General features: G+C 74.2%; 10 protein-coding genes. All 10 read left to right on the top strand.

What is annotated here, in order from left to right; all coding sequences use genetic code 11:
* Nucleotides 1–21: 21 nt before the first annotated feature.
* Nucleotides 22–2,385, top strand: a complete 2,364-nt coding sequence (locus AC069X_RS27235; protein ID WP_478732386.1) for an ATP/GTP-binding protein — start codon at nucleotides 22–24, stop codon at nucleotides 2,383–2,385.
* Nucleotides 2,386–2,495: 110 nt separating this feature from the next.
* Nucleotides 2,496–4,076, top strand: a complete 1,581-nt coding sequence (locus tag AC069X_RS27230; RefSeq protein WP_478732384.1) for a PucR family transcriptional regulator — start codon at nucleotides 2,496–2,498, stop codon at nucleotides 4,074–4,076.
* 446 nt (nucleotides 4,077–4,522) lie between these two features.
* Nucleotides 4,523–5,968: an aldehyde dehydrogenase family protein gene (locus AC069X_RS27225; RefSeq protein WP_390688993.1), complete on the top strand. Its 1,446-nt coding sequence runs from the start codon at nucleotides 4,523–4,525 to the stop codon at nucleotides 5,966–5,968.
* Between the two features lie 191 nt (nucleotides 5,969–6,159).
* Nucleotides 6,160–8,109, top strand: coding sequence for an acyl-CoA dehydrogenase family protein (locus AC069X_RS27220; protein ID WP_478732382.1), 1,950 nt, complete (start codon nucleotides 6,160–6,162; stop codon nucleotides 8,107–8,109).
* A 96-nt stretch (nucleotides 8,110–8,205) separates the two neighbouring features.
* Complete coding sequence (locus AC069X_RS27215) at nucleotides 8,206–9,525, top strand: hypothetical protein (RefSeq protein WP_478732380.1); 1,320 nt, start codon at nucleotides 8,206–8,208, stop codon at nucleotides 9,523–9,525.
* Between the two features lie 12 nt (nucleotides 9,526–9,537).
* On the top strand, nucleotides 9,538–10,800 hold the full coding sequence (dxr, locus tag AC069X_RS27210; RefSeq protein ID WP_478732378.1) for a 1-deoxy-D-xylulose-5-phosphate reductoisomerase: 1,263 nt from the start codon (nucleotides 9,538–9,540) through the stop codon (nucleotides 10,798–10,800).
* Complete coding sequence (locus AC069X_RS27205) at nucleotides 10,797–12,098, top strand: M50 family metallopeptidase (protein WP_478732376.1); 1,302 nt, start codon at nucleotides 10,797–10,799, stop codon at nucleotides 12,096–12,098. The genes dxr and AC069X_RS27205 overlap by 4 nt, the downstream gene beginning before the upstream one ends.
* A 176-nt stretch (nucleotides 12,099–12,274) precedes the next feature.
* Nucleotides 12,275–13,432: a flavodoxin-dependent (E)-4-hydroxy-3-methylbut-2-enyl-diphosphate synthase gene (ispG, locus tag AC069X_RS27200; protein ID WP_478732374.1), complete on the top strand. Its 1,158-nt coding sequence runs from the start codon at nucleotides 12,275–12,277 to the stop codon at nucleotides 13,430–13,432.
* Nucleotides 13,433–13,584: 152 nt separating this feature from the next.
* Nucleotides 13,585–14,427, top strand: a complete 843-nt coding sequence (locus AC069X_RS27195; protein WP_478732372.1) for a GNAT family N-acetyltransferase — start codon at nucleotides 13,585–13,587, stop codon at nucleotides 14,425–14,427.
* A 107-nt stretch (nucleotides 14,428–14,534) separates the two neighbouring features.
* A complete protein-coding gene (locus tag AC069X_RS27190; RefSeq protein ID WP_478732370.1) occupies nucleotides 14,535–15,119 on the top strand; it encodes a GNAT family N-acetyltransferase in 585 nt (194 codons plus the stop codon).
* Nucleotides 15,120–15,224: the final 105 nt, after the last annotated feature.

Below are 15,224 nucleotides of genomic sequence, written 5' to 3'. Positions count from 1 at the left end.
ACGGCAGGGGGCAGGGGTTTCATGAACACCGAGGGCACGCACGACGGACCGTCGACCCACCAGGGTCACGTCCCCCGGCCGGCGGGCCCGCCGCCACCCCTCGGCGCCCCGCCCAAGCCCCTGCACGCACCTGCCGTCGGCACCCCCTTCACCGACTGGCTGCGCACCGCGCGCCCCCAGGCCGACCCCGGCGTCTGGCGCTTCGGCTTCGTCCCGCGCGCCGGGCGCGAGGAGGACCGGGCCACCGACCGGTCGCTGCTCAGCGGGGCCGCCATCTCCTTCCTGGCCTGCGTCCTGCTGTGGTCCCTGATCACCGACAACTACATCCCGTACACCGACCTGCCGGTCAAGCTGCTCACCCCGCACGACTGGTGGGAACTCGGCGGCGAGCCCAAGGCGGGGCCCGGCGTCGCCGCCCTCCAGGCGTACATGCTCCTCGTCACCGGGGCACTGGTGTGGTGGTTCAGCCGCCTCGGCTCCTGGGGCCTGGCCTTCGAACGGCTCGTCGCCGCCCGCGGACCGCGCGCCCGGGTGGCCGGCGCCGCCACCCTGGCGCTGCTCACCGTGGTGGTCATCTGGACCGGGACCGTGCCGCTCCTGGGCCTGCTGGGCGGCCACCTGCCCCTCGCGGACATGACCGAAGGGCAGCAGAGGCTCGTCAGCCACCTCGTGCTCGCCGTGGCCGTCGCACCGTTCCTCGTCTTCTTCACCCGGCTCGCCCTCAAGCCCGCCCCCGGCCGCCGCGCCCCGGCCGCCCCCGCCCCGGCACCCGCCGGAGCCGACCCCGCCGACTGGCCCGAGGTACGCGGGGCCGGACTCGCCGGGGCCGCCGACCGGCTGGGAGCCGAAGCCGGCGCCGGGCGGATGAACGACGTCGACTACGCCCGCATCCGGCGGGCCTGGGAATCCGTCCGCGCCGACCCGACCCGGCTGCGCGCCTTCGACAGCGCCGTCCGCGACAAGGGCGCCGCCGCCTGCGCACACCCCTCCGGCGACCGCGACCTTCCCGCCCGCGCCGCCCGGCACGACCTCCTCGCCCGGCAGGTGCTGCTCGGCACCGTCGAGGACGGCGAGCGCAACCCCTACGCCCGCCGGGGCACCGGATTCGCCCTCGACCCCGGGGTGCTCGGCACCTCCCTGCTGGCCGTCGGCCCGTCCGGCACCGGCAAGACCGCCCGCCTCGTACGGCCCGTCGTCGAATCCCTCGCGCTCCAGGCGCTGGCCGGACAGGCCGCCGTCGTCGCCGTCGGCGCGGCCGGCTCGCAGCTCGGCCCCGACAGCGCCTACGACATCGTCGTGCGCGTCGGCGACCCCGCGTCCGTCCACGACCTCGACCTCTACGGAGGCACCGCCGACCCCGACGAAGCGGCCGGGCTCCTCGCCGAGGCCTTCGTCGGAGACGTCCCCGGCATCGACGTACGCCGCGCCGCGACCGCCCTCGCGCAGCTGATCGGCCCCTTCCGCGAGGCCTACGGCCGCTTCCCCGCCGTACCCGAACTGCGCGAGCTCCTCGACGGGGTGCCCTCCGCCCTCACCGCGCTCCGCCAGGCCCTGGAGGGCACCGGCCGGCAGGCCATGCTCCGCGAGCTGGACGCGCGCCTGCGCCAGCAGGGGGCCCCCGGCGACCCCGGGCCGGCCCTCGCCGACCGCGCCGCCCTGCTCGACCGGCCCGCCTTCGCCGGATTCTTCGACGTCGGGGCCTTCGAGGCCGGGGCGGCCCGCGCGGGCTCCGAGCGGCGCGGGCGGCCCTTCTCGCTGCGCGCCCTCGAACACCCCGTCCGGGTCCGCGTCGACCTCCCCGAACGCGGGCACGCCGACGCCTCCCGGATGCTGGCCCGGCTGCTCCTCGCCCAGTTCAACGCCTCCGCCGCCGCCCGCGCCGACCGCTCGCTCTTCGCCTTCCTCGCCCTCGACGACGCCTCGCACACCCTCACCCCGGAAACCGTCCGCGGCGTACAGCGGCTGCGCTCGGCCAACGCCGGCGTCCTGCTCACCCTGCGCACCCTGGACGACGTACCGGAGGCCCTGCGCACCCCGCTGCTCGGCGCCGTCGGCTGCCGGATGGCCTTCTCCGGGGTCACCACCTGGGACGGGCAGCGCTTCGCCGAGGCCTGGGGCACCGAGTGGGTCGAGACCCGCGACGTCACCCACCGCACGGTCTTCGCCGACCAGCCGCTGACCCGCGCCGTCCACGCCTTCCGCAAGCTGGTCACCGGAAAGGCCGTCACCACCGACGCGGTCACCGTGCGCCAGGTGGAGCGCGCACGCTGGTCCGCCTCGGACCTGGCGCACGCCGTACCGCCCGGCTGCGCGGTGCTGTCGCTGACCTCCGTCCGGGGCGAACGCGCCGCTCCGCTGCTCGTCCGGCTGTCGGGAACCGGCTGAGCACAGGCTGAGCCGACCCGTACGGGGTGGCAGAATCGGAGGGGGTCGTTCATACGGCTTGGCGAAAACCGCTCCCGGCCCCCTCCCCTCCGTCCCCCGTCTGGAACCCGATGCCGCTCACCCTTGCCTCGCTCGTCCAGCACTCGGCGCTCAAACTCACCGTCCGGGCCGGGGAGAGCCGCCTCGACACCCCCGTGCGCTGGGCCCACGTCAGCGAGCTCGCCGACCCCGTGCCGTACATGGAGGGCGGCGAGCTGCTGCTCGTCACCGCGATGAAGCTGGACGCGGACGACCCCGACGAGATGCGGCGCTACGTACGCCGCCTCGCCGCCGCCGGGGTCGTCGGCATCGGCTTCGCCGTCGGCGTCAACTACGAGGCCATCCCCGAAGCGCTCCTCCAGGCCGCCCGCGAGGAGGACCTGCCGCTGCTGGAGGTACCCAGGCGCACCCCCTTCCTCGCCATCAGCAAGGCCGTCTCCGCCGCGCTGGCCGCCGACCAGTACCGGGCCGTGACCGCCGGCTTCGAGGCGCAGCGGGAGCTGACCCGCGCCGCGCTCTCCTCCGACGGCCCCGCCGACCTGCTCGCGAAGCTGGCGGCCCACGTGCACGGCTGGGCCGCGCTGTACGACACCTCCGGCGCCGTCGTCGCCGCCGCCCCCGACTGGGCGGCGCGGCGGGCCGCCCGGCTCACCCCCGACGTGGAGCGGCTGCGGGAGCGGCCCGCGCCGGCCAGCGCCGTCGTGGGCGGCGCCGAGGACCGGGTCGAGCTCCAGTCCCTCGGCACCGGCCGACGCGCCCGCGGCGCCCTCGCCGTCGGGACGGGGGCCCCGCTGGGCACCGCCGAGCGGTACGCGGTCCACTCCGCCGTCGCCCTGCTGACCCTGACCACCGAGCGCTCCCGGTCCCTGCACGACGCCGAGTCCCGGCTGGGGGCGGCGGTGCTGCGGATGCTGCTGGAGGGGGAGCCCGAGCACGCCAAGGCCGTCGCCGGCGACCTGTACGGCGCCCTGCTGGAGGGACCGTTCCGCATCGTCGCCGCCGAGCCGGCACTCCCGGGGACGGCCCAGCCGGAGGGGCTGGCACTGCTCGCCGACGCGGTGGAGTCGGCGGCGGCCCGGACCGGGGAGGCGCTGCTCGTGGTCCCGGAGCCGGGCCGGCTCGTGGTGCTGGCCGCCGACGGGGGCTCGGCGGTGCAGGCCTGCGCGGACCACGCCGAGGCCCTGGAGTCCCGGCGCGGCCGGGAGGCGGCCGGACCGGAGCCCGACGAGCTGGTCGTCGGCCTGTCGGCGGCGTCCGGCCCGGCGGGCGTGGCGGCGGCCCTCAAGCAGGCCGACCAGTCCCTGGCCGTGGCCCGGCGGCGGGGCCGGGCGATGGTCGAGCACGAGGACCTGGCGGCGGGGTCGGTCCTGCCGCTGCTCGCCGACGACGCCGTACGCGCCTTCGCCGACGGCACCCTGCGGGCCCTGCGGGAGCACGACGCGACCGGCCGGGGCGACCTGGTGGCCTCCCTCCAGGCGTGGCTCTCCCGCCACGGCCAGTGGGACGCGGCCGCCGCCGACCTCGGCGTGCACCGCCACACCCTGCGCTACCGGATGAAGCGCGTCGAGGAGATCCTCGGCCGCTCCCTGGACGACCCGGACGTCCGCATGGAGCTCTGGCTGGCCCTCAAGGCCAGCCCGGCGCCCTCCTGACGCGCGGCCCCCCTTCCTGGCGCGCCGCTCGCCTTCCTGACGCGCCGCTCGCGCGGCTCGGCCGCAGGCGGCCTCCCCGGCTTCGCGCCGCTGCGCCGGCCTCCGGCCGTCGGACCCGGTCGGGTCCGGTCCCGGTGGCTGGTGCCGGTGGGCTCTGTGCGGGTGGCGGGCCGCCGCCCTTCCGCCGTTCCCAGGGGCCGCCCCTGAGCCCGGGACGGTCGCTGCGCGCCCGTCGCCTCGTACGCCGGCCGGGCTGAGAACGGCCCCGCCGGCGTACGGGACGCGGCTCCGCGCGGCGGCACGGCCTCGGGCGGAGGCCGCGACAGTGACAAAGCGGCGCAGGGTCGTGCGGAGGTTCTCCAACGCGGCTAAACCGTGAAGTCCGGGCGGCGCCCTACCTTGGTGGGGACAAGGACCACCGCACAAACCGAAGGGCCGGGATTCGCATGACTTCCACCCACGCCTTCTGGCTCGCCGGCCGCCAGGCCACCGGCGAGGACAGCTTCGACGTCCACAACCCGTGGGACGGCCGGCTGGTCGGCACCGTCAGCGTGCCCACCGACGCCCAGGTCGAAGAGGCCGTGGCCGCGGCGTACGCCGTGACGGCGGAGTTCTCCGCGACCCCCGCCCACGTACGTGCCGCCGCCCTGGACCACGTGTCCAAGCGGCTGGTCGAGCGCACCGAGGAGATCGCCCAGCTGATCTCGGCCGAGAACGGCAAGCCGATCAAGTGGGCCCGCGGTGAGGTCGGCCGTGCGGTGTCCGTGTTCCGTTTCGCCGCCGAAGAGGCCCGCCGCTTCAACGGCGGCGAGGCCCAGCGCCTCGACACCGACGCCGGCGGCGTCGGCCGCCTGGCCCTGACCCGCCGCTTCGTCAAGGGTCCGGTCCTCGGCATCGCGCCGTTCAACTTCCCGCTGAACCTGTGCGCCCACAAGGTGGCCCCCGCCATCGCCGTCGGCGCGCCGATCATCCTGAAGCCGGCCCCGGCCACCCCGCTCTCCGGCCTGATCCTCGGCGAGCTGCTCGCCGAGACCGACCTGCCGGCCGGCTCCTGGTCCGTGCTGCCCGTCGCCAACGACAAGATGCCGGCCCTGGTCAAGGACGACCGCCTCCCGGTCATCTCCTTCACCGGCTCCGACACCGTCGGCTACGCCATCCAGCAGTCGGTGCCCCACAAGCACTGCACCCTGGAGCTCGGCGGCAACGCCGCGGCCGTGGTCCTCGCCGACTGGTCCTCCGACGCCGACCTCGACTGGGCCGCGACCCGCATCGCGACCTTCTCGAACTACCAGGCCGGCCAGTCCTGCATCTCCGTGCAGCGCGTGATCGCCGACGCCTCCGTCTACGACCGCCTCGTCGAGAAGGTCGTCGCGAAGGTCCAGGCCCAGGTCACCGGCGACCCCGCCGACGACGCCACCGACGTCGGCCCCCTGGTCTCCGAGGACGCCGCCAAGCGCGTCGAGTCCTGGGTGGACGAGGCCGTCTCCGCCGGCGCCAAGCTGCTCACGGGCGGCAAGCGCGACGGTGCCACGGTCGAGCCGACCGTCCTCGCCGAGGTCCCGGCCGGCGTGAAGCTGGCCACCGAGGAGGTCTTCGGCCCGGTCCTGACCATCACCCGGGTCGAGAACACCGACGAGGCCTTCGCCGCCGTCAACGACTCGAAGTTCGGCCTCCAGACCGGCGTCTTCACCCGCGACGTCCAGGTCGCCTTCCGCGCCCACCGCGAGCTGGAGGTCGGCGGTGTGATCATCGGCGACGCGCCGTCCTACCGCGCCGACCAGATGCCGTACGGCGGCGTCAAGCAGTCCGGCGTGGGCCGCGAGGGCGTCCGCTACGCGATGGACGACTACACGTACGAGCGCGTCCTGGTCCTCACGGGCCTCGACATCTGACCGACTCGTACGGTCACAGACCGACGGCCGGAGCCTACTGTGCGGGGGCTCCGGCCGTCCCCCTTTTCCGGACGACTTCGCGGGCGTCCCCCTTTTGCAGGCGCCCGTATTTTCCCGGGCGCCGGGAGCGGGTACGACTGACAGGTAGCACCGATCGGTAGGTCCCCCGATGCGGCGAGGTGAGTACCCGGATGTCGGCAACACGGCCCGTACAGCCCAAGGTGACCGAGCGCGAGGCGCGTCAGGTCGCGGAAGCGGCCCGCGAGCAGGACTGGCGCAAACCCAGCTTCGCCAAGGAGCTCTTCCTCGGCCGCTTCCGGCTCGACCTGATCCACCCCCACCCGACCCCCGCCGACGAGGACGTCCGGCGCGGGGAGGCCTTCCTGGCCCGGCTGCGGGACTTCTGCGAGCGCGAGATCGACGGGCAGCGCATCGAACGCGAGGCCCGGATCCCCGACGAGACGGTGCGCGGGCTCAAGGAGCTGGGCGCCCTCGGCATGAAGATCGGCACCGAGTACGGCGGCCTCGGCCTCACCCAGGTCTACTACAACAAGGCGCTCGCCCTCGTCGGCTCCGTCAGCCCGGCCATCGGCGCCCTGCTCTCCGCCCACCAGTCGATCGGCGTGCCGCAGCCGCTGAAGATGTTCGGCACCAAGGAGCAGAAGGACGCCTACCTGCCGCGCTGCGCCACCACCGCGATCAGCGCCTTCCTGCTCACCGAGCCGGACGTGGGCTCCGACCCGGCGCGGCTGGCGACCACCGCCGTGCCCGACCCGGACGACGACGGCACGTACGTCCTCGACGGGGTCAAACTGTGGACCACCAACGGGGTGGTCGCCGACCTGCTCGTGGTCATGGCCCGCGTCCCCCGCGGCGAGAACCACCGCGGCGGCATCACCGCGTTCGTCGTCGAAGCCGACTCGCCCGGCATCACCGTCGAGCACCGCAACGCCTTCATGGGCCTGCGCGGCCTGGAGAACGGCGTCACCCGCTTCCACCGCGTCCGGGTGCCCGCCGCCCAGCGGATCGGCGCCGAGGGCGCCGGGCTCAAGATCGCGCTGACCACCCTCAACACCGGTCGGCTGTCCCTGCCCGCCATGTGCGTCGGCGCCGGCAAGTGGTGCCTGAAGATCGCCCGGGAATGGTCCGGCGTGCGCGAGCAGTGGGGCCGCCCCGTCGCCCGGCACGAGGCCGTCGGCGCCAAGATCTCCTTCATCGCCGCCACCACCTTCGCCCTGGAGGCCGTGGTGGACCTCGCCTCCCAGATGGCCGACGAGGACCGCAACGACATCCGCATCGAGGCCGCCCTCGCCAAGCTCTACGGCTCCGAGATGGCCTGCCTGATGGCCGACGAACTCGTCCAGATCCGCGGCGGACGCGGCTTCGAGACCGCCGAGTCCCTCGCCGCGCGCGGCGAACGCGCCGTGCCCGCCGAACAGCTCCTCCGCGACCTGCGCATCAACCGGATCTTCGAGGGCTCCACCGAGATCATGCACCTGCTGATCGCCCGCGAGGCCGTCGACGCCCACCTCTCCGTCGCCGGCGACCTCATCGACCCCGAGAAGGACCTGGGCGACAAGGCCAAGGCCGGAGCCCGCGCCGCCGGCTTCTACGCCCGCTGGCTGCCCAGGCTCGCCACCGGCCCCGGCCAGGTCCCCGGCACCTACCGCGAGTTCCACCCGGCCGGCCACCCCGACCTCGCCACCCACCTGCGCTACGTCGAACGCGGCGCCCGCAAACTCGCCCGCTCGACCTTCTACGCCATGTCCCGCTGGCAGGGCCGCATGGAGACCAAACAGGGCTTCCTCGGCCGGATCGTGGACATCGGCGCCGAGCTCTTCGCGATGAGCGCGGCCTGCGTCCGCGCCGAGCACCTGCGCGAGACCGGCGACCACGGACGCGAGGCCTACCAGCTCGCCGACGCCTTCTGCCGGCAGTCCCGGCTGCGCGTCGAAGAGCTCTTCGGCCGCCTGTGGGCCAACACCGACGACCTCGACCGCAAGGTCGTCGAAGGCGTCCTCGGCGGCACCTACACCTGGCTGGAGGAGGGCGTCCTCGACCCCTCCGGCGACGGCCCGTGGATCGCGGACGCCGCCCCCGGACCCTCCACCCGCGAAAACGTTCACCGCCCCCTGCGCTGACCTGCCATCATCGGCAGCAGATCGGACCGATGTACGAGACGGACGTACGGGCACGAGCACCGGTACCGGCACGAGCACGAGGCGGGCGAGAGGACGATGGCGACGGCCGAGGAGGACCGGGCCCGCCGACGGCTGGCCTGGTGCGTGGCGCACCTGCTGCGCCACGCACCGCACCACGTGGTGGCCGACCTGATCGACCGGCTGGACGGGCCCACCCGCAAGTACCTGTGCCGCGACCAGTGGCTCCCCGCCGGGGCCGTCACCCTGCTGCTGCGCCAGGGCACCGACACCGACCGGCACTACATCGCCCGCAACCCGCACGTCGTCGGCCGCCCGCTGCCCGGCCTCCCCGGCCCCGCCCGGTACGCCGCCCGGCCGGGGCCCTCGCCCGAGCTGCTCCGCGAGACAGGCCCCGGCCCCCTCACCCCCGACGCACTGATACGCCTGCTGCGCCGGCACGGCCGGCGCCCCCGGATCCCGCTCACCCTGCTCCGCATGCCGCACCTGCTCGACCTCCACGACCCCGAGCCGCTGCTGCGCGCCCACGCCCGCGCCCCGCTGCCGGCCGGCGCGGTCGAGGCGCTGCTGCTGGCGGGCGGACTGCCCCGGCGGGCGTGCCGCGCCCTGCTCGACGCGCGCACGGGGGACCCGTACGGGCGCCACTGGTACCGGCCCGCCGTCCGCGCCGTCCGGATGGGCCTGCTGACCTGCGACGAACTCGTCGCCTCCGTGGCACCCGCCGCGCGCACCCTGCTCCTCGGCCACCTCCCCGCCGCCCACGGGCTGCGCTGGACCCTGCCCGAACAGGCCGAGATGCAGTCGGCCGTGCACCGCGCCCTGCGCCCCGCGCTCGGCGACGACCCCCGGCTGTGGGCCGAACTGGGCCGCCGGGCCCCCGCCTTCCGCGGCACCCTGCCCGAACTCGCGGCCGCGCTCGCCGCAGGCACCCCGCCCGCGCCCGGAGAGGCACGCCACGACCCGGCACTGGCCCGCGCCGTCCGCCACCTCGCCCCCGACCCGGCCCCCGCCGACCCGGCCGGCGCCTGGGAGCGGGAGCTGGCCCTGGTGAGCCTGGCCGTACCCATGGAGACGGCCGCCGAGGACGTCCGCTGGGTCCGCGACTGCCTGGACCGGGGCCTGCTCACCGGCGCCGACGTGGTCCGGCACAAGGTCCCCGCCTGCTGGGCGCTGGACGAGGACCAGTGGCTCGGGTACACCGGCCACCCCGACCGCCACGACCGGCCCGCCGCCGTGCTCGCCGCCCGCGCCGAGGCCGACCGGCTCTTCGAGGCGGCCCTCGGCGACGACCCGGGGGCCTGGTGGCGCGCCGCCCGGGTGCTCCCCGACTTCGCCGGGACCCTCCCCGAACTCCTGGCGCGCGTCACGGACGGGGACTCCGTGTCCAAGCGTCCGTGAGTTGCGGCAACAATGGGGGGCATGAGCGACAGTCCAGCCCCCCTCGCCGACCCGCACCTCCTCTTCGACGCCGCGGCCGGCCGCCGGGACATCGTCATCCTCGGGTCGACCGGGTCCATCGGCACCCAGGCCATCGACCTCGCCCTGCGCAACCCGGACCGGTTCCGGGTCACCGCGCTGTCCGCCGCCGGCGGCCGGGTCGCCCTGCTCGCCGAGCAGGCCAGGCGGCTCGGGGTCCGGGCCGTGGCCGTCGCCCGCGAGGACGCCGTACCGGCCCTGAAGGAGGCGCTGGGCGAGCAGTACGGCGCCGGCGAGCCGCTGCCCGAGATCCTGGCCGGGCCCGACGCCGCGACCGAACTCGCGGCCTCCGACTGCCACACCGTCCTGAACGGCATCACCGGCTCCATCGGCCTCGCCCCCACCCTCGCCGCGCTGCGGGCGGGCCGCACCCTGGCCCTGGCCAACAAGGAGTCGCTGATCGTCGGCGGCCCCCTGGTCAAGGCCCTCGCCAAACCCGGCCAGATCATCCCCGTGGACTCCGAGCACGCGGCCCTCTTCCAGGCCCTCGCCGCCGGCACCCGGGCCGACGTCCGCAGGCTCGTGGTCACCGCCTCCGGCGGCCCCTTCCGCGGCCGCACCCGCGCCGAGCTGGCCTCCGTCACCGTCGAGGACGCCCTCGCCCACCCCACCTGGGCCATGGGCCCGGTCATCACCGTCAACTCGGCGACCCTCGTCAACAAGGGGCTGGAGGTCATCGAGGCGCACCTGCTCTACGACATCCCCTTCGACCGCATCGAGGTCGTGGTCCACCCGCAGTCCTACGTGCACTCCATGGTCGAGTTCACGGACGGCTCCACCCTCGCCCAGGCCACCCCGCCGGACATGCGCGGCCCCATCGCCATCGGTCTCGGCTGGCCCCAGCGGGTCCCCGACGCCTCCCGTTCCTTCGACTGGACCAAGGCCTCCACCTGGGAGTTCTTCCCGCTGGACACCGAGGCCTTCCCGTCGGTCGGCCTCGCCCGCCACGTCGGCACCCTGGGCGGCACCGCCCCCGCCGTCTTCAATGCGGCGAACGAGGAGTGCGTCGACGCCTTCCTGGCCGGTCGGCTGCCGTTCACAGCAATCATGGATACGGTCTCCGCAGTGGTCGAGGAGCACGGAACGCCCACGTCGGGAACCTCCCTGACGGTGGCGGACGTCCTCGAAGCGGAGACCTGGGCCAGGGCCCGGGCACGGGAGATGGCGGCGCGGGCCGCCGTGGAGGCGGGCGCATGACCTTGCTGCTGACCCTGATCGGCGTACTCGTCTTCGTCGTCGGACTGCTGTTCTCCATCGCCTGGCACGAGCTCGGCCACCTCTCCACGGCCAAGCTCTTCGGCATCCGCGTGCCCCAGTACATGGTCGGCTTCGGCAAGACCCTCTGGTCGCGGAAGAGGGGCGAGACCGAGTACGGGATCAAGGCCATCCCGATGGGCGGCTACATCCGCATGATCGGGATGTTCCCGCCCGGCGAGGACGGCAAGGTCACCGCCCGCTCCACCTCGCCGTTCCGGTCGATGATCGAGGACGCCCGCTCGGCGGCCTACGAGGAGCTCCAGCCGGGCGACGAAACGCGGCTGTTCTACACGCGCAAGCCCTGGAAGCGCGTGATCGTGATGTTCGCGGGCCCCTTCATGAACCTGGTGCTCGCCCTCGCGATCTTCTTCGGCGTCTGGATGACCTTCGGCATCAACCGGACCACCACCCAGATCGCGACCGTCTCGCCCTGCGTCATCCAGCAGAGCGAGAAGCGCGACGTCTGCAAGGACGGCGACCCGGTCGCCCCGGCCAAGAAGGCCGGCCTGCGGGCCGACGACCGGATCGTCGCCTTCAACGGCAAGCAGGTCACCGACTGGTCCGCCCTCCAGAAGCGGATCCGGGACACCGTCGGCCCCGCCACCGTCACCATCGTGCGCGACGGCCAGGAGCTGAACGTCCCCGTCACCCTGATCGCCAACCAGGTCGCCAAGAGCGACGGCCACGGCGGCTACGTCAAGGGCCAGTACGTGACCGCCGGCTGGCTCGGCTTCAGCCCGAAGACCGAGATCGCCGCCCTGTCCTTCGGCGAGTCCGTCGACCACATGGGCGAGATCGTCGAGAGCAGCGTCGAGGGCCTCCTCAAGCTCCCCGCCAAGATCCCCGCCCTGTGGGACGCGGCCTTCGGCGGCGCCGAGCGCGAGCCCGACTCCCCGATGGGCATCGTCGGCGCGGCCCGGATCAGCGGGGACATCGCCGCCCTGGACCTGCCCAGCGAGCAGAAGATGTCGATCCTGCTGAACGTGCTGGGCATGTTCAACCTCTCGCTCTTCCTGTTCAACATGCTGCCCCTGCTGCCCCTGGACGGCGGGCACATCGCCGGCGCCCTGTGGGAATCCCTGCGCCGCACGATCGCGAAGATCTTCCGGCGCGCCGACCCCGGCCCCTTCGACGTGGCGAAGCTGATGCCCGCCGCGTACGTCGTCGCCGGCGTCTTCGTCTGCTTCACCCTGCTGGTGCTCGTCGCGGACGTGGTCAACCCCATCAAGATCACCTAGCCGTACGGGCACCACGTCGGCGGCGACCGGAGCCGGGCACGCATCGTGCCCGGCTCCCTACGTTCGGGTGGCGCCACCCCCTCGGATGCAAGGGGCGCTCGCTGCTTGGCGTAACCTCGAAGGCTGGAGCCCGCCGATCTCGGGACCTCGATCCACACCTTGGGGTTGCACAGCAGATGACTGCCATCTCTCTCGGAATGCCGTCCGTGCCGACGAAGCTTGCCGACCGCCGGGTCAGCCGCAAGATCCAGGTCGGTTCCGTGGCCGTCGGCGGCGACGCGCCGATCTCGGTGCAGTCCATGACCACGACCCGCACCTCCGACATCGGCGCCACGCTCCAGCAGATCGCCGAGCTCACCGCCTCCGGCTGCCAGATCGTCCGCGTCGCCTGCCCGACGCAGGACGACGCCGACGCGCTGGCCGTCATCGCGAAGAAGTCGCAGATCCCGGTCATCGCCGACATCCACTTCCAGCCCAAGTACGTCTTCGCCGCGATCGACGCCGGCTGCGCCGCCGTCCGCGTCAACCCGGGCAACATCAAGCAGTTCGACGACAAGGTCAAGGAGATCGCGTACGCCGCCAAGGAGGCGGGCACGCCGATCCGCATCGGCGTCAACGCCGGCTCCCTCGACGCGCGACTGCTGAAGAAGTACGGCAAGGCCACCCCCGAGGCGCTCGTCGAGTCCGCGCTCTGGGAGGCCTCCCTCTTCGAGGAGCACGGCTTCGGCGACATCAAGATCTCGGTCAAGCACAACGACCCGGTCGTCATGGTCAACGCCTACCGCCAGCTCGCCGCCCAGTGCGACTACCCGCTGCACCTCGGCGTGACCGAGGCCGGCCCCGCCTTCCAGGGCACCATCAAGTCCGCCGTCGCCTTCGGCGCGCTGCTCTCCGAGGGCATCGGCGACACCATCCGCGTCTCCCTCTCGGCCCCGCCGGTCGAGGAGGTCAAGGTCGGCAACCAGATCCTGGAGTCGCTGAACCTCAAGCCGCGCCGCCTGGAGATCGTCTCCTGCCCCTCCTGCGGCCGCGCCCAGGTCGACGTCTACAAGCTCGCCGAGGAGGTCACGGCCGGCCTCGACGGCATGACCGTCCCGCTGCGCGTCGCCGTCATGGGCTGCGTCGTCAACGGCCCCGGCGAGGCCCGCGAGGCCGACCTCGGCGTCGCCTCCGGCAACGGCAAGGGCCAGATCTTCGTCAAGGGCGAGGTCATCAAGACCGTCCCCGAGTCCAAGATCGTGGAGACCCTGATCGAGGAGGCGCTGAAGATCGCCGAGCAGATGGAGAAGGACGGCGTCGCCTCCGGCGAGCCCAGCGTCGCCATCGGCGTCTGACCCCGGCGTCCGGCCCCCGGCGGCTCTCCGGCCCCGTCCGCGCAGCTCGCGGACGGGGCCGGGCCCTTTTCGTGACCTGCGGGACCAGGCGTGCGCAGGGTGCGGCGGGTACAGTGCGGAGATCAGCAGACCTGCACGGTGAGGCCCCAGTGTTGACGCAGACCACGACAAGGGTCCTTGAGCCCGGTGATCTCAACGCCGCGCTCGCCATCCTCGGACGCGAGCCCGTCGAGAACGCCTTCGTCACCTCCCGGGTCCAGGTCGCCGGGCTCGACCCGTGGCGCCTGGGCGGCGAGATGTGGGGCTGGTACGCCGACGGCGAGCTCCGCTCCCTGTGCTACGCGGGAGCCAACCTGGTCCCCGTCTGCGCCGGCCCCGACGCCGTGCGCGCCTTCGCCGACCGGGCCCGCCGCACCGGCCGCCGCTGCTCCTCCATCGTCGGCCCCGCCGAACCCACCCGGCTGCTGTGGCAGCTCCTGGAGCCCAGCTGGGGCCCGGCCCGCGACATCCGCGCCCACCAGCCGCTCATGGTCACCGAGCAGCCGTCCGCCGAGGTCGCCCCCGACCCGCTGGTCCGCCGGATCCGCAAGGACGAGATGGACCTGATCATGCCCGCCTGTGTGGCCATGTTCACCGAGGAGGTCGGCATCTCGCCGCTCGCCGGGGACGGCGGCCTGCTCTACCAGGCCCGCGTCGCCGAGCTCGTCGGCAGCGGCCGCTCCTTCGCCCGCGTCGAGAACGGCAAGGTCGTCTTCAAGGCCGAGATCGGCGCCGCCACCGCCGCCGCATGCCAGATCCAGGGCGTGTGGGTGGCCCCCGAGTTCCGCGGCCGGGGGCACTCCGAGACGGGCATGGCCGCCGTCGTCGAGTACGCCCTGCGCGACGTGGCCCCCGTCGTCAGCCTCTACGTCAACGACTTCAACACCGCCGCCCGCGCCGCCTACCGCCGGGTGGGCTTCCGCGAGGTGGGCGCGTTCATGAGCGTGCTGTTCTGAGCCCGGCGGCGCCGCCGTCCGGCTCCGGAGGAGGGGGCGCGGGGGCGGCGGCCGGTTTCGTCCCGGAAGCCGTACCGGAGCGGCCTACCCCACAGTAAGGTCGCGGCATGCTGCCTCCTTCCCCGGGCGACGACCCCGTACGGCCCGCCGGCCTCCGCATCGGGCACCTCGACCTGGCCGGCCGGGTGGACGAAGCCCTGCGCGTCCAGGCCGTCGCCTTCGGGCTCAGCGAGGAGGAGGTCGGCATCCGGCGCTACATCGTCCAGCGCCACATGACCTGCCCCGGCGCCCGCGCGCTCGGCGCGTTCACCGACGACGGCGCCCTGGCCGGCTTCGTGTACGGGATGCCCAACGACCGCGCCCACTGGTGGTCCACCATCGTCGAGCCCTACCTCCGCGCCGGCGGCGCCGACCACTGGCTCGACCACTCCTTCGTCATCACCGAGCTGCACGTCCACCCCGGCTTCCAGGGCCGCGGCGTCGGCCGCGCCCTCATCACCCGGATCACCGACAGCGCCGCCGAACCCCGCTCGATCCTCTCCGCCATCGACACCGACAGCCCGGCCCGCGGGCTCTACACGGCCCTCGGCTACCGGGACCTGGCCCGGAAGGTCCACTTCCCGAGCGCGAGCCTGCCCTACGCGGTGATGGGAGCCCCGCTGCCGCTGCTGAGGCGGCCGGAGGGGCGCTGACGGGGGGCGGCCCCGCCCGGCCGCCGTCCGGTCCCCGTGTGTCGCCGGCCGGTCTCCGCCGGCCGCCGCCCGGCTCCGGGGTGAAATGGGTTTCCGGGCCCCGCC

This window comes from Streptomyces sp. NPDC043896 (assembly GCF_056435605.1).
Note: the sequence above shows the minus strand (reverse complement) of the source record. Positions and strands in the feature narration are given on the sequence as shown.

Coding starts and splice junctions, on each gene's coding strand:
- AC069X_RS27235 (WP_478732386.1), top strand. CDS start 22: ATGAACACCGAGGGCACGCACGACGGACCGTCGACCCACCAGGGTCAC.
- AC069X_RS27230 (WP_478732384.1), top strand. CDS start 2,496: ATGCCGCTCACCCTTGCCTCGCTCGTCCAGCACTCGGCGCTCAAACTC.
- AC069X_RS27225 (WP_390688993.1), top strand. CDS start 4,523: ATGACTTCCACCCACGCCTTCTGGCTCGCCGGCCGCCAGGCCACCGGC.
- AC069X_RS27220 (WP_478732382.1), top strand. CDS start 6,160: ATGTCGGCAACACGGCCCGTACAGCCCAAGGTGACCGAGCGCGAGGCG.
- AC069X_RS27215 (WP_478732380.1), top strand. CDS start 8,206: ATGGCGACGGCCGAGGAGGACCGGGCCCGCCGACGGCTGGCCTGGTGC.
- dxr (WP_478732378.1), top strand. CDS start 9,538: ATGGGGGGCATGAGCGACAGTCCAGCCCCCCTCGCCGACCCGCACCTC.
- AC069X_RS27205 (WP_478732376.1), top strand. CDS start 10,797: ATGACCTTGCTGCTGACCCTGATCGGCGTACTCGTCTTCGTCGTCGGA.
- ispG (WP_478732374.1), top strand. CDS start 12,275: ATGACTGCCATCTCTCTCGGAATGCCGTCCGTGCCGACGAAGCTTGCC.
- AC069X_RS27190 (WP_478732370.1), top strand. CDS start 14,535: ATGCTGCCTCCTTCCCCGGGCGACGACCCCGTACGGCCCGCCGGCCTC.